Below are 22,105 nucleotides of genomic sequence, written 5' to 3' on the forward strand. Positions count from 1 at the left end.
TAACAATTTCGAGTCCAATGCGACTATCGAGATTTCGGTCCATTCCGGGCTATCCAGCGAGCAATGGGATCGTTTTCCAATTCAGATGGTCAGGCGGTATGTTCGCGTAAAGCCATGTCTGCGTGCCTTCCTGGCTGCCCTTCAAGGGCGACCTATCATCAATGGGTGATCATGCCACCGTCGGCATTCAGGAGCTGTCCGGTGATCCAGCGGGCCTGGCGCGAAAGCAGGAAGGCGATCGCATCGGCGATGTCGTCGGGGCCACCGGCGCGCTTGAGGCATTGCTGCCCGATCATTGCGGCCTTCTGCTGGGGCGTGACGGTCGCTCTTTCGATCTCGGTGAAAGTCGGGCCGGGCGTCAGCGTGTTGACGCGGATCGATTGATCGCCGAGCTCGCGCGCCATGGCCCGCGACAGACCCAGGACGCCGGCCTTGGACGAGACGTAATGGGCATAGTTGGGCCTCCCAAAAAGGATCGTCGAGGAGGCCACATTGACGACCGAGCCCTCGCCCGATGCCGCCAGCGCCTGGCGGGCGGCGCGCGTCATATTGAAGACGCCCTTGAGATTGACGGCCTGCACCTGATCCCACTCTTCGGAGGGGATTTCCCAGAACGGCCGCATCGTCAGTGTGGAGAAGATCGAAGCGTTATTGACGAGACCGAATACGCCGCCAAAGGCCTCGATTGTCGCAACGACGGCGGCCTCGCAAGTGGCTTCGTCGGCGACGTTGGTGCGCACGAACAGGCGCCGGCCTGTACCCGGCGCCTCCTCCTCGGCCACGGAGCGGCCCTTGTCCTCATTCCAGTCGGCGATGCAGACATCGACGCCTTCGGCAACGAGCGTGAGAGCCAGGCGGCGGCCGATGCCCTGTCCGGCGCCTGTGATAATAACGGCACCGCGTGAGGGATAGCGTTGCATGATGGGTTCCTTTCGTGCGGGCGGTTCAGGCGGCCGCTTGGCTGTGGCGCGCGTCGAGCTACAGTGTGATCAAGAGTTGCTCGTCCTTGCGCACAGCTTCGGCGTCGAGTAGCTTGCCGCAGGCAGTATCAACGTCGAAGCCCACGAAGCTGCCATTTCCTGATTTGTATTCGAAAAGTGGTTGTTCGGGTACGCGCCTGGACTCAAGCCTCTCGAACATAGGCTGATAATGTCTGCGACGAGACCAATGGCCGCAATCACAAGCAACTGCGACAACAAATGTTCATTTGCTCCCTCCGTGGCTGTATCGCGTGCTCAAGCTTCCGCTCTGACTGTGCGCCGCATCAGTTCTTGAATCTGAAGAGTGGCTAAGCTTTCATGGAAGACAGGCTGCAGGGATGCTTCACCTATGACTTTGCCACTCTCTGAACGCGCCTAAGCCTCAGCCTGGCTCCTCAATTCCCAGTGCCGGTATGATGGCTCATCTGTCGGCGCGATCTCTGTCGCCAGCAGGACATAGCAACCGGGGCAGAAGACCTGGCGAAGGCCGATCGGCCGATCGGTGAAATGTGACGCCGGGGCGCGTACCCCGGGCCCCGCATCCTGGGAGGGTCGCTCGCGACGGATGGCGTAGGCCAAGGGGTTCCCAACGCTCGTTCCCAATTGATGGTCGCAGTGGTTGCAGACGACGTTTCCGCCCGATAGCAGCCGAAGATTGTCATTGATCTTCATTGCTTTTACTCCGCTGCCTGGTTCGGGACGGGTTCGCCGACGCGCTCGCATCGGATTTGGGTGCGGCGCCGGCGCGTTGCGGTCTCGTCCGCGCTGCCATCAGAGTTCAGCAGTACGCCGTAGACGTCGTTGGCCGCGCTTGGGGACACCTTGCGGGCCCCCACGTCGCGGGCGACGAGGACCGGATCCCGAAGAAGCGGGTCACCGTACCCCCCACCCCCCTGCCAGTGTGTATAGTAGACGTCCTGCTCACCGAGTTCGGTTTCCAGATGCGCCTCAAGAATGTCGGCGGCGCCTCCGATTTCTTCCAAGGTTGAGGGGATACGGCCGGCTCCGAAAAGCTCGGCGACACGCGCATTGCGCTTGAGAACATCGTACTGGGTGCCGGCAGGATAGCCGCCGCTGACGCCTGTCGCCTGAGGCAGCGCCTTGCCGGTCGCGGAGACCACGAGATGTACGCCGCCGATCGGAGAATCGTGTGGGATGAAGCAGCTCGAGCCACCCATGCCGCCACGGAAGCGACCCGGTCCACCCGAATCCGTCTCCTCCCGCCGCCATAGATAGAGCATGGGGAAGCTGAATTCATTGATCTCGACGTCGGCGACACGCCCCATCGGGATGCAGTTGAGGCCCCCGGTATCGACCCCATCCTGATCCACTCGAGCGCCGAGCCCACCCGCCATAGAATCGCAGATCATCGTAACGAAGGGGTTGCCGCGCTGATCCAGTCCCGCAAGGACCGCGAGATCCCAGGTCCCGCAGCACACGCACATTAGCGACTTTCGATGGTCTGGATGGACGTCAAGCATTCCAGCGACGCATTCTGAAACGACATTCTGCGTCGCCCACGCGGATGCTACCGAAGCTTTGCCAATGCCAGCGGGGAAGTTGCAGTTGTTGATCGTGCCTGGCTCACTAACGATATCGAGACAGCGATAGAGGCCGCCCGGTGACCACGGGATATCGCCACACAACATGGTCAGCACTATGGGCATGATGCCACCGCGCAAGCCGGCGAAGGTACAGTTGGCGAAACCTTCCGTTTCCTTATCCGTGCCGGTGAAGTCGAACTTCAAGCTGTCGCCGCGCTTCGTCATGGTGAGCAGGATCTTGTAGACATTGCGGTCGCTGTGGCGGAACGAGTCCTGATGGGCGACCCCGCTCCACGCCCCGTCCGGGAGCGATTGCAGCTTGGCGCGAAGTCTTGCCTCAGCATCGTTCATCATCCGCTTCATGACCGCCTTGACAGTTCGCGCACCGTATTTTGCGATCAGGGCGGTCAGGCGCTCCTGGGCGATGTTGTTGGCGCCGATCTTGGCGCGAAGATCCAGCGCGATGAGACGCGGCACCCGGGAGCGGCGAAGATACATGTCTTCGATGTCTGACCGGATGTTGCCAGCCTCGACGATTTTCACGGGCGGGATCGGCGTCGACTCCCAGAAGACGTCGCGCCCTTCGACCGACCAGCTTCCCGGCGACACGCCTCCGAGGTCGACCTGATGGCACACGACCGCGGTCCAGGCGAAGACCTCGCCGTCGTGAATGAGTGGCGCAAAGACTGTCACGTCGTTCTGGTGCAGCCCGCCGCCGACCCAGGGATCGTTGCACAAGAACATGTCGCCGGCATGGAAACCAGCTTGTCTGGAGCGATTCTCCAGCGTCCACTTCACGGCCATGTCGACCGAGGCAGCAAGCTGCGTGTTGTAGAGACCGACGACAACGGAATCCCCACATTCGTCGAGAATGGTCGCGCCGAAGTCGTTGCAGTCCGTCACCACGACGGAACCCGACATGCGCTTCAGGCCGTCGCCCATCTCTCCGGCGATCGCGGCAAGACGGTGGCGGATTACCTCATAGGTCAGCGGATCGAGTACATCGATGTCCCCGTCATCCACCGTGTGCAACCTGGCGCCGGAAGCGAGCTTCCTCGTCTGCTCAGCTGATTTCGGCTGATATGCGAAACGCTCCGATCCTGCGATTTGAATGAGCGGCATGTTTTCCTCCCTCAGCCCGAATTCGCGACGCGAATGATGAGATTGCCGTAGGTGTCCACGACGCCGGCGAAGCCTTCCGGCAGAGCGACGGTGGTAGTCGGCGCCTCGATCACGGCGGGTCCAGACAGTTTCGACCCAGAGCCCAAGGCGCGGTAATCGTAGATCGCTGTGTCCTGCCACCCTTTGCGCGTGTCGAGGAAAACCTTGCGGATTGACGACGGAACCGGATCGGTAATCGCGCGCTCATGTGCAGCGAGGTCGGGCCGGATTGGCAGGATGCCGACGGCACGTACCCTGTAAGTGATGATCTGCAGGCCCGCGTCGCTGAATCCCGCTCCCTTGCCGTAGATGCGCTCGTAGAGCTGTTCGAAGCTAGCGCCAATGCCGGCAATCTCCGCTTCACCGAGCATGCCGCCCGGGACAGGAGTCGTCACTTCCGCCATCTGCATCGTGTAACGCAGTTCGGCTTCCCGCTCGAAGACCACGTTTGCAAGGCGCAGCTTCTGCTGGATCAGGCGTTCGGCGAGTTCGGCTTCAAGCTTCTCGAAGTTGCCGTTAAGCGTGACCGGATCGACAGGGAAGTTGCTTGGGTCGGACATTTCTGCGGTTAGCACGATATCCGAGGACGCGAGCCCGTAGGCCGAAAACACCGCCGCGGTCGAGCCGAGCGGCACGACTACTTCGGACACGCCGAGATCGGCGGAATAACTGACGGCATGGACCGGTCCGGCCCCGCCAAACGAATACAGCACAAAGTCCCGCGGGTCGTGACCACCATTGACGACGACACTGCGAACAAGGTCAGCAGTCTGGGCATTCTGAATGGCGTAGATGGCGGCCGCTCCCTGCTCCATGGTCAGGCCGAGTGGCTCGGAGATTCTGGTGCGGATCGCTTCGGCCGCGAGCTCCTTGGACAACTTCTTGCGGCCGCCGAGAAAATTGTCGCCGTTGATGATGCCAAGGACGAGGTCAGCATCGGTGACGGTTGGTTCGTGACCGCCTTCGCCGTAGCAGACCGGACCGGGACGGGCGCCAGCACTACGGGGTCCGACGCGCAGATTGCCGCCCCCATCGATCCAGGCGATCGCACCGCCGCCGGCGCCGATGGTACGGACGTCGACCATCGCCGTATTGATCTGATGCTGATGCAGCACAGTGGTCGTCGTCGTACTCGGTTTGCCGTCGCGCACCAGCCCCGCGAGAAAAGTGGTTCCACCCATATCAGTGGAAATGATGTTCCTGTGCCCGAGACGCTCGGCCAGACGCAGGCAGCCAACAATGCCGCCGGTAAGAACGGATCCCAGAGTGCCGACGGCGTATTTCGAGGCGTCGGCGGCCTGCACGCAGCCGCCGGAGCCCTGCATGATCAACAACGAGCCGTCGAATTTCTTGGCGCGCAACTCTTCTTCCAGCGGTGCCAGGTATCCCTTCAACACCGGTCCAATCTGAGTGTTGATAATGGTCGTGGCACTGCGTGTATATTCTCGTATGCGCGGGCTCGTCTCATGCGATAGGGCTACATAGAGCTCAGCCGCTTCTTCCTGGACAATTTCGCGAATGCGTCGTTCATGTACCGGGTTGCGGAACGCCCACAACAGCGAAACGGCAATCGCCCGAACACCGTCATCGTAGAGCTTTCTCACTGCGGCGCGTACGCCCTGTTCGTCGAGAGGAACGATGACCGCTCCCTTGTGATCGATACGCTCGTCAATCTCGATCACGTCCCGATACGGCACCAGCGGTGCAGGCTTGTTCGTGCGCGAGATATTCTGAACGGCGCTCGGATCGAGGCCCGCATAGCGTCCTTCCAGATTCATGATCCGGATGGAATCGCCGTGCCCCCGGGTGGTCAGAAAGCCGACCCGCGCCACCTCGCCAGTGATGACGGCGTTGAGCGTTGAGGTCGTACCGTGAACGATGTATTCTGTCTTCGACAACAATTCTTCCACGCTGCTCCCGATGGCGCTCGCCAACTCCCCCAGCACATTGATGAAGCCGCGCGAGAAATCGGGGGGCGTCGAGTGGGCCTTTGCGGACACCAGCATGCCGTCCGTGCTGGCCAGAAATCCGTCCGTGAAGGTCCCACCGGTATCTACGCCGATCGCATATGTCATAGAACCTCCCATTGCGATGTCTTTGGATAAGCATGCCTCACGGGGGAGTACTCGCCGCCTGCATGGTCATCGGTACATCGAACCTGATTGCGGCCAAGCCGCATCTCGCCAGTAAAAAGACGATAAAGGATGCTTTTGTCGTATGTCAATCATTTTATCGATAAAAATAGCTTTGTGTAGATTGACGCTTGCAGATTCAAGAGGAGGCGGGCGCTCGGAGCCCAGATCGTGGGCGCTTGCTTTATCTCACGGTCCAACCCAAGCGTTTTGGATGCGAGAGTTGGATAGCAGCGCCTTTACCAGAATCCGCTTCGACGACGGCGAGCTTCTCTGCCTTCCTCTCCCAGCTAAGCACACTTCGTCTTAGTGGCGGACCGATTGGGGTCTCCGGCAATCTCCCAGTGCCGTTCATGCACCATGGCAGCGCCCGCCTTCATAGCGTTCCGGTCACTGCCCCATCCGATCCGGCAAAAAAGTGACGATGGGCGGAAAGAGCGCAACGTACAACTTCCTTTATTCGCTCCGGCATAGCCGGAGGCTTAGCGGATGAAGTTAGACTACTACCATAGACGTCCCTCGAACGTCTTGCGACGGGCGCCCAGCTGATCCGCGCCTCAATCGAAATTCTTCAGGGGAACCGGGCAGTGTTGCGGTCCACGCTTCCTGCCAGTAACTAGATGCAAAACTGATGAACGGTCAGAAGGCAAATCGAATGGACCTTTCGTCGAGCCTCCATAGACTTGGGTTGATTGACCGTTTGATCCCTATGATTCTTCTCCTGTTAGTCGCGCGACGGAAAATTCGAACGGCCGCGCGCGGGGTCGACTTAGTTCGCCGATAATGCTGAAATGCGAGTGTCCAGCCGTTTCTTCGCTGATCACGGAACGTCCGGCTTTTTTTACAGCGCAGGCGTAGGACAACATCTGTTCCTTAAAACCATTCGGCTCAGCATCTCCCACCGCTAAGAGAAGCGGCGTGCTCTGCGCTGGCAAATGATGGATTGGGCTGCAGCTCCTGATGATCTCCTGGTCGAGTGGAAGCCATTCCTCGACAAATGTTTCGGCCAGCAGACCCAGATCGTAAATCCCACTAAGCGCGACTATCCCGACGACCGAGCTCGCCGGCAAACCAGCCGCCGCAAGACTATCCTCCGCGCCGATCATCGTCGCGAGGTGTCCACCTGCTGAGTTTCCTGCAAGGACAATTCTCGACGGATTCAAACCAAAGCGAGATGCGTTCCGATGAAGCCAGGATATTGCATTGCGAGCACTCTCGAAGATCGTCGAGATTGAATGCTCGGGTGCCAATGGATAGCCAATCGAGGCAAAGCCAAAACCGCGTTTCAGATACTCTGCGGCGAGGAAGGCACGGGGGATCCGGTTGTTGGCCTTCCACCAACCGCCGTGGAAGAATGCCACGAACGGGGCCCTCCCCTCCTCAGATGGAGCGAAAATGTCGATGCATTCGTCTGCCAACGTTCCGTACTTCAGTCCAAGACGAGCACTGTGCATGCCGCGGACAGCAACGCTGCGATCGATGTACTGCGCTAAAACGTTGGTATCAGACTCGCGGCTCGCATCTAATGAATAGGCCCATTTCCCGTTCACCATCCTTTACCTTCCTCCTTGATCGAAGCTCAAATTCGCCTGGGAACGACCTTTTGGATTGCCTGCAATATTGGATGCAGGGAGTCGTGTAATGCCGCATCTAGAATAGACGTCCTCAAACGCTGATAAGGCTCTCTACTGTGTCTCGTTCGGTCTGCAACCTTGTGGAACACCCACTCCACACCACGCGTCCCTTCTGTATGACGTAGTGCCGATCCGCGAGACGACGCAGCTTGTCGATGTGCTTGTCGACCACGAGGATCGCCTGGCCCTCACTCTTCAAGATGTGGAGGCACCGCCAGATCTCGCCGCGGACGATCGGCGCCAAGCCCTCGGTCGCCTCATCGAGGATCAAAAGCTTTGGGTTGGTCAGCAACGCACGTCCCATGGCCAACATTTGCTGCTCACCGCCCGACAACTGTGTGCCCATATTGCGGCGACGCTCATGGAGGCGTGGAAATAGCTCCAGAACGCTCCGGATACTCCACTGGCCCGACCGCGCCGTTGCAATTAGGTTCTCTTCGACGGTTAAATTCGGAAAAATCCGTCGACCCTCTGGAACCAGACCGATGCCAAGTGCGGCAACACGATGTGCGGGCCAATTTGTGACATCCCGACCGTCAAACCGAACGTGACCACCGGATTTCGATATCAAGCCTAATATGGACATGATGGTTGTCGTTTTGCCCATGCCGTTGCGACCCATCAGTGTCACTGCCTCGCCCTTCCCGACGGTAAGCGTAACGCCGTCAAGAACCCGGCTATGGCCATACGCAGCCGTTAATTCCTCAACCTCAAGCATGCTCATCCTCCTCGTGGCCGAGGTACGCCTTGCGGACATCTGGATGCCCGCGGATCTCGTCAGCCGGGCCGGACGCGATCACTCGGCCGAAGTCGAGTACGGTGATGCCATCAGCCAGCGAGAACACCGCTTCAATGTCATGCTCAATTAGAAGCATCGAGACGCTTCCTTTTAAGTTCTTCAGCAGCGCGATCATCTTGGTCGCCTCATCTGGACCAAGGCCGGCCAACGGCTCGTCGAGCAGCAAAAGGAGTGGATCAAGCGCCAGCGCGACCGCCACTTCAAGCTGCCGCTGCTCGCCGTGGGAAAGCTGCTCCACGACATCGCGACGTCGCTCCAAAAGGCCGATTTGTGCCAGGACAGTTTCGGACTGCTCGACCGCATCACGCGACGCCGTCGCCCGTCGCCAGAACCCTGTCCAACCACCCCGGCGGAGTTGACTAGCTAGCAGGACGTTCTCAAGCACTGAGAGGTTGAGACATAGCGACGTGATCTGAAACGACCGCGCCATTCCGAGCCTGACGCGGGCCGAAGTGGAAGCGTGTGTCACGTCGGTGCCGTTGAAGACAATACGCCCGCTATCTGGACGCAGTTGGCCGAAAAGCTGGGAAAGCAACGTCGTCTTTCCAGCACCGTTGGGACCAATTATGGCATGGATGCTGCCATGGCTGACCTGCAACGAGACACTGTCAGTGGCGGACAATCCGCCGAAACTCTTGTGCAGGCACTCTACGAGCAACAGTGGTTCAGTCATGACGTTTCTCGCTTGAAACGACACCCGCAAGACCGCGAGGCATGAAGAGAGCGACAAGCAGCACCATCACACCGACAATGATAGGCCAATGAGGGGTCATGCCCGATGCCAATTCCTCCACGATTAAGAGGAGACCAGCTCCGAACAGAGGGCCAAGGCCAATACCGAGCCCTCCGAGGACAACCATGATCACCAGGTCCGCCGACCGCGTCCAATGCAAATCGATGGGGCTTACGAACTCCGCATTGTTTGCGAGAAGGAAACCGGCCATTCCCGCCATTACCCCAGAAATGATGAATGCAACCAACCGGACGCGCATTGGGTCATAGCCGAGTGCGCGGACCCGAGCTTCGTTCATTCGCGACGCCTGAAGAACCAGACCGAAACGCGAGCGCGTGAGCCTTTCGACGACGAGCACGCAGACGCAGAAGAATATCGCGGCAGCCGCATACATCACAAATCGGCCGTGCAGCGCGAACCCTGCAAAGGTGCTCGGTTGAAAGATCGTCATCCCCTCGTCACCGCCATATTGGTAAGCACCGATGGCGGCCAGATAAAGGATTTGACCGAAAGCCAAGGTGATCATCAAAAAATACATGCCGCGTGTACGAAGACTGATCCCCCCGATGATCGCTGCGACTCCTGCTGTTAGAACCAGGATGGCGCAAAGCTGCATGAAGCCATCGGCCATCCAGGCAATTTCATCGTTGTAGGCATGATAGCCGCCGATGCCAACGACGTAGGCGCCAAGTCCGAGAAAGGTTGAATGGCAGAGGCTGAGGAGACCGCCATATCCTAGAATGAGGTTCAGGCTCACTGCCGCCGCGGCTAGAATGAGGATACGCGTCGCGAAAGTGAGAGCGAAAATCGCATCAAAGGCGACGGCAAGCGCAGGAATGACAGCAAGCGCCAGCACCAGAACCATGCCCGCAAGACGGTTCTTGGCTCGGTTCATGACGCCCTCGCCCTGAACAGTCCCTCAGGGCAAACAGCGAGGACGGTCGCCATCAGGATGTAGATCATCATACCGGATAGCGAAGGCCCGACGCTCGACGCTGCGGTGCTGCCAAAGACCAGCGAAATCAGGGATGTTGCGTATGATCGTCCCAAGGTGTCAATGAATCCTACCAAAAGCGCAGCCCAGAAGGCGCCGCGGATTGAACCTATGCCTCCGATCACAATCACGACGAAACCAAGGATGAGCACCGGCTCACCCATGCCAACCGAGGCGGACATGATGGGGGCGGAAAGACTTCCAGCGAGCCCGGCGAGTGCCGCGCCGAGGCCGAAGACGAATGTGAAAAGTAGGTCGATGTTGACGCCGAGGCCGCGAACCATTTCCCGGTCGCTGGCACCTGCCCGGATTAACATGCCAACTCTGGTACGAGCTATCAGCACATAGAGGAAGGCAGCGACGGCCAACCCAAACACAATAAACACGAACCTGAACAAGGGATATGTGAGGCCCGGGAGAAGTTCGATCGAAAGATTGAGCTCTGGTGGCAAGACCACAGTCAGACCCTGCGAACCCCACAAAATCCGAGCCACCTCATTGAAGATCAGAATGAAGCCGAATGTCGCAAGAACCTGATCCAGGTGTGGGCGCCGATAGAACCTGGACAACGCGAGCACCTCCACGACCGCGCCGATGATCGCAGTGGCTGCGACCGCAACAGCTACGGCCAGATAGTAGTTTCCAGTGATTGAGGCGAACCAGGCGGCCACAAAAGCACCCAGCATGAATAGCGAGCCTTGCGCGAGATTGACGAAGTTCATGATGCCAACGACCAAGGTCAGGCCGGCAGTGATCAAAAACAACATGATCCCGAACTGTAAGCCGTTCAGACACTGCTCTAGGAACAGCAAAAATGCCGCTTGAGACATTGTGGAATTTCCAGGGAAACGAGGGCCAAATGCGACTTTCGAAATTGCTCTCGGCCAACTCCATTATTTCATCTGACAATCGTTCACGTAAGTATCCAAGTTGTCCGTCGCAGCCACGGACAGGGTTTTGGTAGTGAACGTGCCATCATCAGCCGGCACCACCTGTATGAGGTAAAAGTCTTGGATCGGGAAATGATTGGTCCCGAAACGGAATTTGCCGCGCACGGATTGGAAATTTGCAGCTTCCAGCGCCTCCCGGAGCTTGCCTTTGTCGCTCATCTCACCATTGACGCCACGGACGGCGCTGTCGATCAGCATGATCGTGTCATATGCGGAGGCGGCAAAATTTGAAGGCTCACGACCATGTTTTTTCTTGAAGGCGTCCACGAAACGACGATTCGCCTCGTTATCGAGGTCGACCGACCAGAACATGGTGAGCAGAGAGCCGTCCGCCAGAGCACCCAGCTGCGGAAGTGTAAGACCATCAAAGGTGTAGTTGGAGTAGAGCGGGATTTTTCCCTTGAGGCCCGCCTGCTGAAACTGCGAGACAAACTGCAGGGCATGCGCTGGAGGATAGAACACATAGGCTGCATCCGGTGCCGCGCTCTTGATCTTTGCAATCTCGCTTGAGAAGTCGAGCTGGTCCGGCCATTTAGTGTAGTCCTGGCCGATGACCTCACCATTGAAGTGGCTGAGAAGGCCACCAACCATTTCCTTGCCGGCTACGTAGTTCGGAGCCATCGTGTACAGGCGTTTCACGCCCTTTCTATTCAGCTCGTCGCCCATAACGCGAGGCGCCTGCTCGGTCTGATCACGTACGGCGAAGAACCAAGGATTGCAATGCTTCCCCGCCAGTACACCCGGACCGGCGTTCGTACTGAGAAGGAAGGTTTGGTTGTCGGCGGCAGCTTTGTACGCGGCAAGCAGGACGTTGCTATAGTTGTAGCCGACGAGAAAATCGACCTGATCCTGGAGGATCAATTTCTCAGTCTTCTGCTTGCCGAGCGCCGGGTTAAGCGCATCATCTTCAACAAACAGCGTTACCGGGATTCCGCCTATTTTCGAGCCGAGTTGCTCAATGGCAAGTTCAATACCTTCCTTGGTCGCTTCCCCACCGGCCGCTGCGGACGTAGTCAATGTGGTTACGAGACCTAGTCTGATTTCCGTTGGCGGAGCCGCAACTGCTGATGAAACCATCAACGCGCCAAGTGCGCTTCCCAAATATTTCAATAACGTCTTCTTGATCATAGCTCTCCCTCCCTCGCTTAAGCGGTGGTTCATTTCGGTGTGAGTTCCCGACTATCTGCTAGTGGCCGTCGTTCGCCCCTGTTGTCGCCATTGATAATGCCGAGGACGAGGTCGGCATCGGTGACGGTCGGTTCGTGACCACCTTCGCCGTAGCAGACCGGACTAGGACGGGCACCGGCGCTACGGGGGCCGACCCGCAGACGTCTCTTGGCCCTCCTGCGCGCCGTGTTGCTCAACCGGAACCTCCCGAAGACAACAGACGATAAAGGATGTTTTTGTCGTATGTCAATCATTTTATCGATAAAATCATTGGTGTCTGCTTTCCTACGCCGGCGTTCCGATCCTGGAGTCTCTCGGATTTGTTGAGCACCGGCGATGGCGATTGCGCGAAGACAGCAATGCAGGAAGAAAGCGCGGATATCGTCGGCCGATTTGATCCGGCGGAAGGGTTTTGGATCAGCGTCGACGGTCTCGATCTCGCTTGGAGTCCGCTTGTGAACCGATGGACACCTCTTGGCTTGCCGTGAGATCGGCGAAGAAGCACTCGAACTGACATAGCCGGTGGCCCGCGCCATAACCCGCAACGACCAATGGGGCGCGTCCCGGCCCGTCGTAAACACCTTCGATGCCATGTCAGGCAAAGCGTAACCGCCACAGCAGGCCGACCGTCTCGGTATCGGCGCCCAGCCGAGCTCAAATCTGCTTGTCTTGCAAACCGGCAGCAGAGTAAGCGATCTGAGCGCGGCGGGCCAGACCCTGCTTCGCGCGCACCCGCTTCGCCAAGTCCTCCAGTTCCTGCCGCACGGCCTAGGTTAACACAATCGAACCGCAACGGCGCGCTTCTGCCCTCCTCTCTCATCTAAGCGCGCTTCAACGGTTGGGGACCTGGGCAATCCCGTGGGTTCATGCACCATGACGGCTAGCCGTTCTTAGCGTTCCGGTCACTGCCCCATTCGGTCCGGCAGAAAGGTGACGATGGGCGGGAAGAGCGCCACGATCAGAATGCCGAGACAAATGATCCAAACAAACGGCCAGGCAGCTTTGTAGAGATCCGACATGGATGTGTTCGGCAGCGCGCTCTTCATGGCAAAGAGCGTGTAGCCGAAAGGCGGACAAATGCCTCCAACGGTCGCGACAATGAGCAGCATGGTGAAGAACCAGATCTCATGGATCTGATAGATTGCCAGGATCGGCTTGTAGATTGGCACCAGAACCAGAAGCAGCGCGACCTGGTCTAGAAACAGGAAGATATGCAGCAAGAAGGGCAGCGCCAACATGATGAAGATCATCACCGCCACCGGCAAGCTCATCGCGGTGATGAGTTCTCCAAACATCTGCGGCGCACCGGCAAAGGTGAGCAACTGACTGAAAATGACAGCGCAACACATGATGAGCAGGATCAAGGATGAGACGGTGACGCCGGTGTAAAGCGATTCCCGTAGCATTCGGAGCGAGAGGCCACCGTAAAAGTAAGCGAGAATGAATGCTCCGAAGACGCCGGTCGCAGCCGCCTCCGTCGGTGTGGCTATTCCCAGCATGACCAGCCCCATCACGAGGAAGAAGATGAAGCAGGCGGGAATCATCTGAAGGATGGCGACAAGGACACTGCCCTTTGCCTCTTTCGCATCTTGGGACACATCCGGCGCGAGAGCCGGATTGCGCCAGACACGCCCCATCACATAGATCAGAAAAAGCGCGGTCAGGAGAATGCCGGGGCCGGCCCCGGCGATCAACAGCTTGCCGGTCGAAACCTGCGCGATAGTCGCCAGGATGACAGCGAGCACGCTGGGCGGGATGATCGGATCGAGGCTCGCACCTCCCAGGATTGTGCCGGCCGACAGCTTTGGATCATAACCACGCTTGATCATCGCAGGATAAAGCGAACGCCCGAGGAGACCGGCGACAGCCATAGCCGCGCCAGATAACGCGCCGAGAATGGCCGACAGCAGGATGCACAAGATGTATTGTCGGCCCCGCACACGGCCGATGAGCCGATCGAGCGAACTGAAGAGATGCTCCATCGCGCCGGATCGGAACAGCAGTTCACCCATCACGATGAAAAGTGGCACAGCAGCAAGCGTATCGGTGTTGGCGGTCGTAAAGATACTGTTCGCGAACAGACCGAAGCCAGACGGACCGAAGAAAAACAGAATTCCGGTCACGTTAACAACGAGAAAGGCGACGAAGATAGGTGCGCCAGCAAGCAGCAAGCCAACCAGTAGCACAAGGGCAATAATGAGCGTAACGATAAGAGTCATTTCGCCATCGATTCCTGGTTCGCAGGCTCTGGGGAAGGCTGAGGCAAATCGCCGAAGGCCTGACGAAAGAAATAAAGGCAGGCACTCAGCAGCCCGTATGAAATCACGATGAAGAGCCACCACTTTGGAATGGGAAGATAGGTGTTTGTCCAGACGTCCATCCTGTACTCGCTTAACATCTGGGCACCGGTAATCAACGCACCGACGAAACACGCAAATCCGGAAACGAGCCTGGTGGCGGTGAGCAGCAAAGCGCCGACCTTCGGCGACACCAGTTGATCGTGAAGGTCGATGGAAACATGCGCGCCTTGGCGCGCGAGGTCGGGCAAAGCCAAAAATATGCTGGCGCACAAACCGTAGGACACCAGCGGGCTGGCCCAAATTGTCGGCGAGTTGAAGAAATAGCGCGAGACAACCTCGAAACAGTAGGAGATGGTCATGACCATCAGAACAACAGCCGCAATGGCGAATCCGGCACGACTGAGCCGATCATGGATCGCTGCCAACAACCTCAGAAATTCCATCCGACGAACGCCCCCTTTGTTAAACGAGCAAAAGCCGCAAGCCTTCGGCGGCCTCGCTCTTATCACCGTCAGTTGGTCAGACCGTTTTTCTTGGCGAATTCCTTGAGATCAGCCACATCCTTGGGGTCTTTCTTCAGGGCCGCGTCCCAAAGACCCTTTTCATAGGCCGCCGACAATTCTTCAGCCTGTGCCGGGGCCATCATGGTGATCTGGGCACCCTTTTCGATCAAAGCAGCTTCTTCCGATTTCATGAGTTTGAGCCATTCGGCTTCCCAGGACGCTTCGATCTTCTTCCCCTCTTCCAAAAGAATGCTCTGCTCGGCCGGGGTCAGCGCCTTCCATGTGTCGAGGTTGATGAACAGGGAATGGACAGGCGCACCGAAGACCGGACGCAGCAGATATTTCGCCACTTCGTTCCAGCGGTAGTTGATCACACCGATGACCGGCCAGGCTGCCCCGTCGATAACGCCCTTCTCAAGGGCCGTGTAGATTTCACTTCCGGGCAGAACGACGGGCGAAGCTCCCAGCATCGACAGTACACCGGCATAGGATTGCGTTCCGCGGATCTTGCGACCATTCATATCGTGAGCAGGCGTGACCGGATCGCGCAGGATGATTTGATAGCCGCTGTTCTCCGGCGGCTTGGCCATGAAAATGACCTTCACATTGAAGCGCTCGTAGTGTTTGTCGACCAGCTCGATCAAGCCGGCTTCTCGCCATTTCCTAACGTCACCCTTCAAGCCGTCGACCGCCATTAAGAATGAAGTGTTACCGAAATGATAAGCCGAATGAGTAAAGAGTAACTGGAAGACACCACTGCCCACCGGCTGTAGTTGCTCGAAGGAGGGAACGGTCTCCGGGCCGCTTATTTTGAACTTGATGTCACCGTTCGAAGCCGCTTCGACGTTCTTGGTATACTGCTCAAGCAACAGGGGATAGGCCGGATAAGTGTGGTCCCAACTGGATATGACTCGGAACTCGGCCGCTGTCGCTGTTTCCGTTAGCAAACCAGCCACGAGTGCGAGGGACGCCAATATTCTTTTGAAACCCACCTTGTTCCTCCTTGTGCTTCAACTTGCCCCCCAAGCGTCTTGCCTTTCCGGGGAATACGATGGGGGACCAAGCTGCGCCCTCCAACGCAAATAACCGCTAAATCAGTATTTTGTCGTCTGTCAATATCTTTACCGATAAAATCGACGACGACTGGGCTTTCTAACCCCATATTGGCAATATGGCTTCCAGATGTGGCAATGGTTGCACGTATGCGCAGGTCCGGCCCCCCTTTCGCGGACACTGGTCCTCTTCCGAAGTTCGCGGCCCAAAGGATGTTGCCCGCTCGCACCAGCGCCCGTTAAACCGCACCCTAGGAAAACGTCGATAAAGACCAACTTTCTCGTTGATTTTTTAGGCCCGCAATGGCACATCGTCGAAAATGGCGGTACGAACATGAACAATCTCGAAAGACCAATTGTCGACGTTGAGGACGAGGGTGAAGGCTCATCGCAGGCCGTGGCGGCGTGGCAGATCCTGCGCGAGGACATATTGTCCGGCGAGCTTGCGCCCCAGACTCGTTTGCGAATTGGGATGCTCAACAGGAAGTACAAGATCGGGCCGAGCCCTCTTCGCGAGGCGCTATCGCGTCTGGTCTCGGAAAACCTCGTCGTCAGCCTTGACCGACGCGGATTCATGGTCGTGCCGATCTCGCTTGCGGATTTCCGGGATCTTACGGACATGCGCAAGATGCTCGAAAAGCAGGCCCTCGAACAGTCGCTCAAACACGGCGACGAGAAATGGGAAGCGGCATTGGTGGCTGCGCTTTACAGGCTAGAACGGGTTCAGGAACGTATTGATCGCGGCGACGACACAGCTATCAACGAGTGGGAAGGCTTGAACAAGGCATATCACGATGCCTTGGTCTCCGCCTGCCCCTCCGGCTGGCTGCTAAGGCTGCGTGAGCAGGTTTATGTTTGTGCAGAGCGGTATCGCCGGATTTGCCTCTCTACCAAGAGTATCGAGCGAAACGTCAAGCAGGAGCACGATCAGATTCGAACCGCAGCCCTAGCGCGCAACATGCAAGCGCTCGCGCCGCTGATTGATCAGCATCTGGAACGTACTTTCAAAAAGGTGGCGGGCAGTGGGAAGCTGTAACAGCAGCCGGCACGGACATAGCGCGGCCGATTGACGGTCTGTCTGGCTATTGCTTGTCCAGGATCGTTGCGCGCGCGACTTGTCATGCGCCATGGTTTACCATGTTGGCCAACCGCAATCGTTCAAGATTGATGCCGTCGACTTATCGCGATTTGAGCGGCTTGGCCGTAGAGACTCGCGAGCAAATCCATGTGCATGCCCGTCTTTTCGAGGTTGGCCGCCCACTCATCGAGCGCGTCAAGCAACGGGGGCAGTGTCTCTCCACGGAGGGCGGCATACGCGTCGCCGACGGCCTGTCCTTTGGCGGTTGTCCGATAGCGCGTTTCCTTGCGAGATGAATTGCCTTCAGTCTCGATGAGGCCCGTCCTTATAAGCTTTCGCGTGGCGTACTGAAGATTGGGAATGTCGACACGGTTAAGCAACTGCCCAATCTCCGAGAGCCGCTTCGGCTCGCTGCCGATGTTAACGACATTCACCAGAGCGACATCGTCACCGGTAAGAGGCACCTCGCAGACCGCAGCAAAACATGCGGCTTTCCAGCGATAATACGCCTGAGTAAGCCGCTCCAACCTAAACTCAAAATCGGACAGCCGAGATTCAATGTCGGAGCGCGCCAAGTGCGAAACTTCCCGCCGTGCAGCAAGGGGGGTCGGCTCTCGCTGCACTACGGAATTGTCCCTTTCGCTGGGAGTGTGGTTTCGGCTATGTTTCAAAGGGATCTCCCGATTAGCGTTGCCCATGACGGCACTTTCTGCCGACTCTTTCCGTCTACATGATATCGATCTTATAATAAAAACTTCAATGAGGAACGCATCGCTCACCAAAGGGTTGTCGCAACTTTAGCGGGACGTTTGCCGTTTAATTCTCGATCCTGGCTAGGCTGTGATCAGTTGCGATCAACGAGCGCCACGCCGGTGTTCTGTGTTGCGCCGCGGGCCTCACAGAAGGATCCAGTTTCCCGAATCGCTAGCGATGTGGTTCTTGGGATGTCGGCGGATCAGGAAGGCGCCTCCGAATCGCAGGTCGCTATGCGTCGCGCGATGAAAGCATCAAAGAACTCCTGCCAGATCGTGGAAGCGATTTCGGCGGCACCACGAAGATGACCGGCTGTTCGTGGAGGCAGTTTTGTGTCACTATCGGGCGGAGATCCCGAGGCGAGACCGGCCGGGTGGGTTCGGTCACTTCCTGGTCATCCATGCGCGCCGTACGCACTGAAGCAACAGCGGGGCTTGGCAGAAGGTTTCGAACTTCTCGCCGCCGACTGTGAACATTCGATGATCGCGCGTGCCCATCAGCACAGCGCTGAGGAAAAAGGGAGGTCAGGAGCGCGAAGCCGTTGGGGCAGCCGGCTGAGCACAAAATCCACGCACGGCGCGATGGCTTGGCTGCGGATTCCGACGTTATCCGGCCAGGTATTCCAACCTGAAGCCGGCCACCGTTCCGACGTGAAGCCGGCCACGATTCCGATCAATATCCGGCCACTTTGAGGGGCTGAAGACACACCACCTGGGTCAGCAACTTTGGCATGACGGACCTTTTGAACAAGGGACGGGCAATGCCGGCAAAGAGAAGGCTGACCATGAGACAATTGCGACAAATGCTGCGGCTTGCCGGCGACGGTACGAGCAGCCGCGAGATCGCGCAGAGGCTGGGGATCGCGCGCAGCACTGTGCAGGATAATCTGAAGCGCGCGGAAGCGGCGGGGCTGAGTTGGCCGCTGCCTGGCGACCTGACCGACGATGCGCTTGAGGACCGGCTGTTCGCCCGAGCCGGGGGCAGGCAAGGCCTGCGCCGGCTGCCCGAACCGAACTGGGCGGAGCTGGCGCTGGAGCTGAAGAAGCCAGGCGTCACGCTGATGCTTCTGTGGGAGGAGTATCGCACCGTCCATCCCGGCGGCTACGGCTACAGCCGCTTCTGCGATCTGTTTCGCGGCTTCGAGCGGCGGCTGTCACCGACGATGCGCCAGGAGCATGTCGCCGGCGACAAGGTCTTCGTGGATTATTCCGGCAAGAAGCTCTCGATCGTCGATCCGCTGACCGGCGAGATCCGCGAGGCCGAGATCTTCGTCGCAGTGCTGGGCGCGCCTCCGGCTTCACCTACGCGGAGGCGACCTGGACGCAGACGCTGCCCGACTGGATCGGCGCGCATGTGCGCATGTTCAATTTTTTCGGCGGCGTTCCGCGGCTGGTCGTGCCCGACAATCTGAAGTCCGGCGTCAACCATGTCTCCTTCTACGATCCGGAGATCAACCGCAGCTACGGCATGATGGCTTCCCATTACGGTGTCGGCGTCCTGCCGACCCGGCCACGGCGCCCGAAGGACAAGGCGAAGGTCGAGAACGGGGTTCGTTTCGCCCAGACCTGCATCCTCGGACGACTGCGGCGGCAAACCTTCTTCTCGCTGGCCGATGCCAATGCTGCGATCGCCGGGGCGCTCGACCGGATCAACGACCATGTCATGCGCCGCCTCGGCGTCAGCCGTCGTCATCTGTTCGAGACCGTGGAAAAGCCTGCCCTGGCCAGCCTGCCGGCGCAGCATTACGAGTTCGCCGAATGGCGCCTGGCCCGCGTCGCCACCGATTATCACGTCGAGTTCAAAGAGTTCTTCTATTCCGTGCCGCACGGTCTCATCCGCCAGCAGGTCGACATCCGCGCGACAAGCAGGACGATCGAGATATTCCACCGCGGCAAGCGCGTCGCCGCTCACCAGCGCCGCTATGGCGGGCGGCGATACGGCACCAATCCCGAGCATATGCCCAGTTCCCACCGTCGCTATGCCGAGTGGACGCCGGCGCGCTTCCGCCGATGGGCTGCTTCGATCGGGCCGCACACCGAAGGATTGATCGTCGCCATCCTGGCAAGCCGGCCGCATCCCGAACAGGGCTTCCGAACGTGTCTGGGCATCCTGCGCCTTTATCGGGATCTCCATCGTGAGCGTGCCGAGGCCGTATCGGCTCGCGCCATCGAGATCGGCGGGCTGACTTGCAAGAGCATCGCCGCGCTCATCACCAATCACAAGGCCGCCAAGCCTGCCGCCGGCCCCGGCGCCATCATCGACCACGCCAATCTGCGTGGTCCCGGCTACTTCCATTGAGGAAATCAAAGATCATGCTGACCCATCCCACCCTCGACATGCTTCGCGACCTCGGCCTGCACGGCATGGCCAGAGCCTTCCAGGACCTCGACGTGCAGGCGGAGGCCCGTGCCCTCGACCACGGCGAATGGCTCGCCATCCTGCTCGATCACGAAGCGACGCTGCGCCGTCAGAAGCGCTTTGAGGCGCGTGCCCGTGCGGCCAGGCTGCGCCATGACGCGCAGGTCGAAGATGTCGACTTCCGCGCCGAGCGTGGCCTCGACCGTTCGCTCTTTCTCAAGCTCGCAAGCTGCGACTGGATCCGGCAGCGTCACGGGCTCTTGCTGACAGGCCCGGCCGGCGTCGGCAAGAGCTGGCTTGCCTGCGCCCTCGGCCACAAGGCCTGCCGAGACGACTTCTCAGTCGCCTATCACCGCGCGCCACGGCTCTTCGCAGCGCTTGCCCTGGCAAGGGGCGACGGCCGATACGCCCGGATGCTCAAGGCGCTCGCCAGAACCGATCTGCTTATCCTGGACGACTGGGGGCCTGAAAAGCTCAATGACGAACAACGCCGTGACCTCCTCGAGATCATCGAGGATCGCTACGAGCGGCGCTCGATCATCGTCACCAGCCAGGTGCCCGTCGAGCGCTGGTATGAGATCATCGGAAATCCGACCATCGCCGACGCCATCCTCGATCGCCTCGTGCACAATGCCTACCGCATCGAACTCACCGGCGAGAGCATGCGAAAACAGAGGCCCATCCCAGCCCCGGAAACGGCTCTGACTTGACCCGAAACGAAACTCGAACCAAACCTCAACAACGACCCAGGTGATCGCCAAGGTGGCCGGCTTCAAATCGGAATCCCGGCCGGAATGAAATCGGAATGGGTGGCCGGATATTGATCGGAATCACCGGCCGGCTTCGTCGGAATACGCAGGCTTGGCAATCGGCCTTCATCTTACGCTTGGCTGGGAGCAAGACGTGTGCGGTGCAGACACGCATGTCGGGTCGGGTAGACCAGATCGCTGCCTTCATCGCCGAAAAGGCATTCGATGCAAAAGAGCGGGTGCTGGATTTGCTGCAAAGCGCAGGGATCGAACTCGTCATTCCGTCGCGCGCCAAATCGAAAATAAGCCCTCGGTCGATTGCGATGATCCGCAAGAACCATGGAGCGCGCTCTTACCAACGAAAACGCAGCCTTGACGGCGTTCGAAACCGGAACTGCCCGTGTTCCGGGTTTACAACGCCCGCCGGGCCGCTGGTGGATGGGGTCGGGCTATCCTCCCAGCCGTCGCTTGCTCAGATCAGCCCAGATGCCAGTTCACGTTCCACAGCTTTTGCATCGCTCGCGAGACGCTCCGCGAGGCTGCGCGCCATCTCGCCGACGTAGATTTCCTCTTCCCCGGCCTCGAACCCGTCAAGGATGCCCGCGGCAGCCTCGGCCGGTGTCATTTTTGGTACGTCAAGGTCCGCCGTCAAACGAGTGTCGATGGCGCCCGGTAGCGCCGCGACAACGCGAACGCCTTTCGGCGCTAGCTCACCGCGCAGGCCTTGAGTAAGACTAAGAGCTGCTGCTTTCGATGCGCAATATGAGCCCATCAGCGGAAAATTGATTCTCGCCAGCAATGCCAAAATGTTGAGCACGGCACCACGGCTTTGGATCAGAGGGGATGCAAAGGCTCGGGTCATGCGCAACGGCGCGAAATAGTTGACCTCCATTTCCTCGCGCGCGATTTGCAGATCCGAGGTGCGCATGAAGGTCGCATTGTGGTTTACACCAGCATTGTTGATTAATAGCGTGACGTCATTGGCAATCGATGCGGCCTGGTCAACCTCGTGGTCGCTGGTGACATCAAGCCTAATCGGTATGACACCGGGTGCGTTTGCGAGCGCGGAGACATCGCGGCCCGCAGCGTAGATTTTAGCCGCGCCGCGCGCAGCTACGGCCGCTGTCAACGCCTGTCCGAGGCCGCCCGTAGCCCCCGTTATGAAGACGATGGATCCTTTGATGGGTAGCGTCATGCGACCGCCTCTACCTTGAAATG

General features: G+C 58.8%; 19 protein-coding genes and 1 pseudogene. 5 read left to right on the forward strand and 15 right to left on the reverse strand.

Translation table 11 applies throughout. From position 1 onward, the window contains the following. Positions 1–158 precede the first annotated feature (158 nt). The 10 genes from L4923_RS22590 to L4923_RS31130 all read right to left on the reverse strand — a co-directional run bounded on the left by L4923_RS22590 (position 159) and on the right by L4923_RS31130 (position 12,348). On the reverse strand, positions 159–920 hold the full coding sequence (locus tag L4923_RS22590; protein WP_239369354.1) for an SDR family NAD(P)-dependent oxidoreductase: 762 nt from the start codon (positions 918–920) through the stop codon (positions 159–161). 737 nt (positions 921–1,657) lie between these two features. Further along, the gene (locus L4923_RS22595; protein ID WP_239369355.1) at positions 1,658–3,646 is read right to left on the reverse strand and encodes a hydantoinase B/oxoprolinase family protein; all 1,989 of its coding nucleotides are present in this window, start codon (positions 3,644–3,646) and stop codon (positions 1,658–1,660) included. 11 nt (positions 3,647–3,657) lie between these two features. Then, positions 3,658–5,760, reverse strand: coding sequence for a hydantoinase/oxoprolinase family protein (locus L4923_RS22600; RefSeq protein WP_239369356.1), 2,103 nt, complete (start codon positions 5,758–5,760; stop codon positions 3,658–3,660). Positions 5,761–6,524: 764 nt separating this feature from the next. After that, positions 6,525–7,370, reverse strand: a complete 846-nt coding sequence (locus L4923_RS22605) for an alpha/beta hydrolase (protein ID WP_239369357.1) — start codon at positions 7,368–7,370, stop codon at positions 6,525–6,527. A gap of 112 nt (positions 7,371–7,482) precedes the next feature. Next, positions 7,483–8,169 (reverse strand): ABC transporter ATP-binding protein, encoded by a 687-nt coding sequence (locus tag L4923_RS22610; protein WP_239369358.1) that lies wholly within the window; start codon positions 8,167–8,169, stop codon positions 7,483–7,485. Next, on the reverse strand, positions 8,162–8,923 hold the full coding sequence (locus L4923_RS22615; protein WP_239369359.1) for an ABC transporter ATP-binding protein: 762 nt from the start codon (positions 8,921–8,923) through the stop codon (positions 8,162–8,164). The genes L4923_RS22610 and L4923_RS22615 overlap by 8 nt, the downstream gene beginning before the upstream one ends. After that, a complete protein-coding gene (locus tag L4923_RS22620; protein ID WP_239369360.1) occupies positions 8,916–9,848 on the reverse strand; it encodes a branched-chain amino acid ABC transporter permease in 933 nt (310 codons plus the stop codon). Before L4923_RS22620 ends, L4923_RS22615 begins: the two co-directional genes overlap by 8 nt. Positions 9,849–9,874: 26 nt before the next feature. Beyond that, positions 9,875–10,807, reverse strand: a complete 933-nt coding sequence (locus L4923_RS22625; RefSeq protein WP_239369361.1) for a branched-chain amino acid ABC transporter permease — start codon at positions 10,805–10,807, stop codon at positions 9,875–9,877. 63 nt (positions 10,808–10,870) lie between these two features. Beyond that, a complete protein-coding gene (locus L4923_RS22630) occupies positions 10,871–12,055 on the reverse strand; it encodes an ABC transporter substrate-binding protein (RefSeq protein WP_239369362.1) in 1,185 nt (394 codons plus the stop codon). A gap of 29 nt (positions 12,056–12,084) precedes the next feature. Next, complete coding sequence (locus tag L4923_RS31130; protein WP_343303947.1) at positions 12,085–12,348, reverse strand: hydantoinase/oxoprolinase family protein; 264 nt, start codon at positions 12,346–12,348, stop codon at positions 12,085–12,087. Between L4923_RS31130 and L4923_RS22640 the strand changes: the two genes are divergently transcribed. Next, positions 12,325–12,582 carry a hypothetical protein gene (locus tag L4923_RS22640; RefSeq protein WP_239369412.1) on the forward strand — a complete coding sequence of 86 codons (258 nt, stop codon included), beginning with the start codon at positions 12,325–12,327 and terminating at the stop codon, positions 12,580–12,582. The genes L4923_RS31130 and L4923_RS22640 overlap by 24 nt on opposite strands. A gap of 414 nt (positions 12,583–12,996) precedes the next feature. Here the strand turns inward: L4923_RS22640 and L4923_RS22645 are convergent, their stop codons facing one another. The 3 genes from L4923_RS22645 to dctP form a co-directional block, all read right to left on the reverse strand. Then, positions 12,997–14,313 (reverse strand): TRAP transporter large permease, encoded by a 1,317-nt coding sequence (locus tag L4923_RS22645; protein ID WP_239369363.1) that lies wholly within the window; start codon positions 14,311–14,313, stop codon positions 12,997–12,999. Next, a complete protein-coding gene (locus L4923_RS22650) occupies positions 14,310–14,837 on the reverse strand; it encodes a TRAP transporter small permease (RefSeq protein ID WP_239369364.1) in 528 nt (175 codons plus the stop codon). The genes L4923_RS22645 and L4923_RS22650 overlap by 4 nt, the downstream gene beginning before the upstream one ends. A 68-nt stretch (positions 14,838–14,905) precedes the next feature. Then, positions 14,906–15,889 carry a TRAP transporter substrate-binding protein DctP gene (gene dctP / locus L4923_RS22655; RefSeq protein ID WP_239369365.1) on the reverse strand — a complete coding sequence of 328 codons (984 nt, stop codon included), beginning with the start codon at positions 15,887–15,889 and terminating at the stop codon, positions 14,906–14,908. Positions 15,890–16,283: 394 nt separating this feature from the next. On the opposite strand from dctP, the gene L4923_RS22660 reads away from it, so the two are divergent. Continuing rightward, positions 16,284–16,985: a GntR family transcriptional regulator gene (locus L4923_RS22660; RefSeq protein WP_239369366.1), complete on the forward strand. Its 702-nt coding sequence runs from the start codon at positions 16,284–16,286 to the stop codon at positions 16,983–16,985. A gap of 122 nt (positions 16,986–17,107) precedes the next feature. Here the strand turns inward: L4923_RS22660 and L4923_RS22665 are convergent, their stop codons facing one another. Continuing rightward, positions 17,108–17,602: a helix-turn-helix domain-containing protein gene (locus L4923_RS22665; protein WP_239369367.1), complete on the reverse strand. Its 495-nt coding sequence runs from the start codon at positions 17,600–17,602 to the stop codon at positions 17,108–17,110. A 612-nt stretch (positions 17,603–18,214) separates the two neighbouring features. Between L4923_RS22665 and L4923_RS22670 the strand changes: the two genes are divergently transcribed. From L4923_RS22670 to istB, 3 genes and pseudogenes are all read left to right on the forward strand, one after another. Next, on the forward strand, positions 18,215–18,472 hold the full coding sequence (locus L4923_RS22670; RefSeq protein ID WP_239369368.1) for a hypothetical protein: 258 nt from the start codon (positions 18,215–18,217) through the stop codon (positions 18,470–18,472). 68 nt (positions 18,473–18,540) lie between these two features. After that, positions 18,541–20,078, forward strand: a pseudogene (gene istA, locus L4923_RS22675) (IS21 family transposase). Between the two features lie 14 nt (positions 20,079–20,092). Further along, positions 20,093–20,848, forward strand: coding sequence for an IS21-like element helper ATPase IstB (gene istB, locus L4923_RS22680; RefSeq protein ID WP_239369369.1), 756 nt, complete (start codon positions 20,093–20,095; stop codon positions 20,846–20,848). 511 nt (positions 20,849–21,359) lie between these two features. Here the strand turns inward: istB and L4923_RS22685 are convergent. After that, positions 21,360–22,082 (reverse strand): SDR family oxidoreductase, encoded by a 723-nt coding sequence (locus L4923_RS22685; RefSeq protein WP_239369370.1) that lies wholly within the window; start codon positions 22,080–22,082, stop codon positions 21,360–21,362. Between the last annotated feature and the right edge of the window lie 23 nt (positions 22,083–22,105).

The sequence above is a fragment of the Terribium retamae genome (genome assembly GCF_022347545.1).
GTDB lineage: Bacteria > Pseudomonadota > Alphaproteobacteria > Rhizobiales > Rhizobiaceae > Mesorhizobium > Mesorhizobium retamae.

What these genes read in the sequence shown, in the direction of transcription:
- L4923_RS22590 (WP_239369354.1), bottom strand. Translation starts at nt 920, where the DNA reads ATGCAACGCTATCCCTCACGCGGTGCCGTTATTATCACAGGCGCCGGA.
- L4923_RS22595 (WP_239369355.1), bottom strand. Translation starts at nt 3,646, where the DNA reads ATGCCGCTCATTCAAATCGCAGGATCGGAGCGTTTCGCATATCAGCCG.
- L4923_RS22600 (WP_239369356.1), bottom strand. Translation starts at nt 5,760, where the DNA reads ATGACATATGCGATCGGCGTAGATACCGGTGGGACCTTCACGGACGGA.
- L4923_RS22605 (WP_239369357.1), bottom strand. Translation starts at nt 7,370, where the DNA reads ATGGTGAACGGGAAATGGGCCTATTCATTAGATGCGAGCCGCGAGTCT.
- L4923_RS22610 (WP_239369358.1), bottom strand. Translation starts at nt 8,169, where the DNA reads ATGCTTGAGGTTGAGGAATTAACGGCTGCGTATGGCCATAGCCGGGTT.
- L4923_RS22615 (WP_239369359.1), bottom strand. Translation starts at nt 8,923, where the DNA reads ATGACTGAACCACTGTTGCTCGTAGAGTGCCTGCACAAGAGTTTCGGC.
- L4923_RS22620 (WP_239369360.1), bottom strand. Translation starts at nt 9,848, where the DNA reads ATGGTTCTGGTGCTGGCGCTTGCTGTCATTCCTGCGCTTGCCGTCGCC.
- L4923_RS22625 (WP_239369361.1), bottom strand. Translation starts at nt 10,807, where the DNA reads ATGTCTCAAGCGGCATTTTTGCTGTTCCTAGAGCAGTGTCTGAACGGC.
- L4923_RS22630 (WP_239369362.1), bottom strand. Translation starts at nt 12,055, where the DNA reads ATGATCAAGAAGACGTTATTGAAATATTTGGGAAGCGCACTTGGCGCG.
- L4923_RS22640 (WP_239369412.1), top strand. Translation starts at nt 12,325, where the DNA reads ATGTTTTTGTCGTATGTCAATCATTTTATCGATAAAATCATTGGTGTC.
- L4923_RS31130 (WP_343303947.1), bottom strand. Translation starts at nt 12,348, where the DNA reads ATGATTGACATACGACAAAAACATCCTTTATCGTCTGTTGTCTTCGGG.
- L4923_RS22645 (WP_239369363.1), bottom strand. Translation starts at nt 14,313, where the DNA reads ATGACTCTTATCGTTACGCTCATTATTGCCCTTGTGCTACTGGTTGGC.
- L4923_RS22650 (WP_239369364.1), bottom strand. Translation starts at nt 14,837, where the DNA reads ATGGAATTTCTGAGGTTGTTGGCAGCGATCCATGATCGGCTCAGTCGT.
- L4923_RS22660 (WP_239369366.1), top strand. Translation starts at nt 16,284, where the DNA reads ATGAACAATCTCGAAAGACCAATTGTCGACGTTGAGGACGAGGGTGAA.
- istB (WP_239369369.1), top strand. Translation starts at nt 20,093, where the DNA reads ATGCTGACCCATCCCACCCTCGACATGCTTCGCGACCTCGGCCTGCAC.
- L4923_RS22685 (WP_239369370.1), bottom strand. Translation starts at nt 22,082, where the DNA reads ATGACGCTACCCATCAAAGGATCCATCGTCTTCATAACGGGGGCTACG.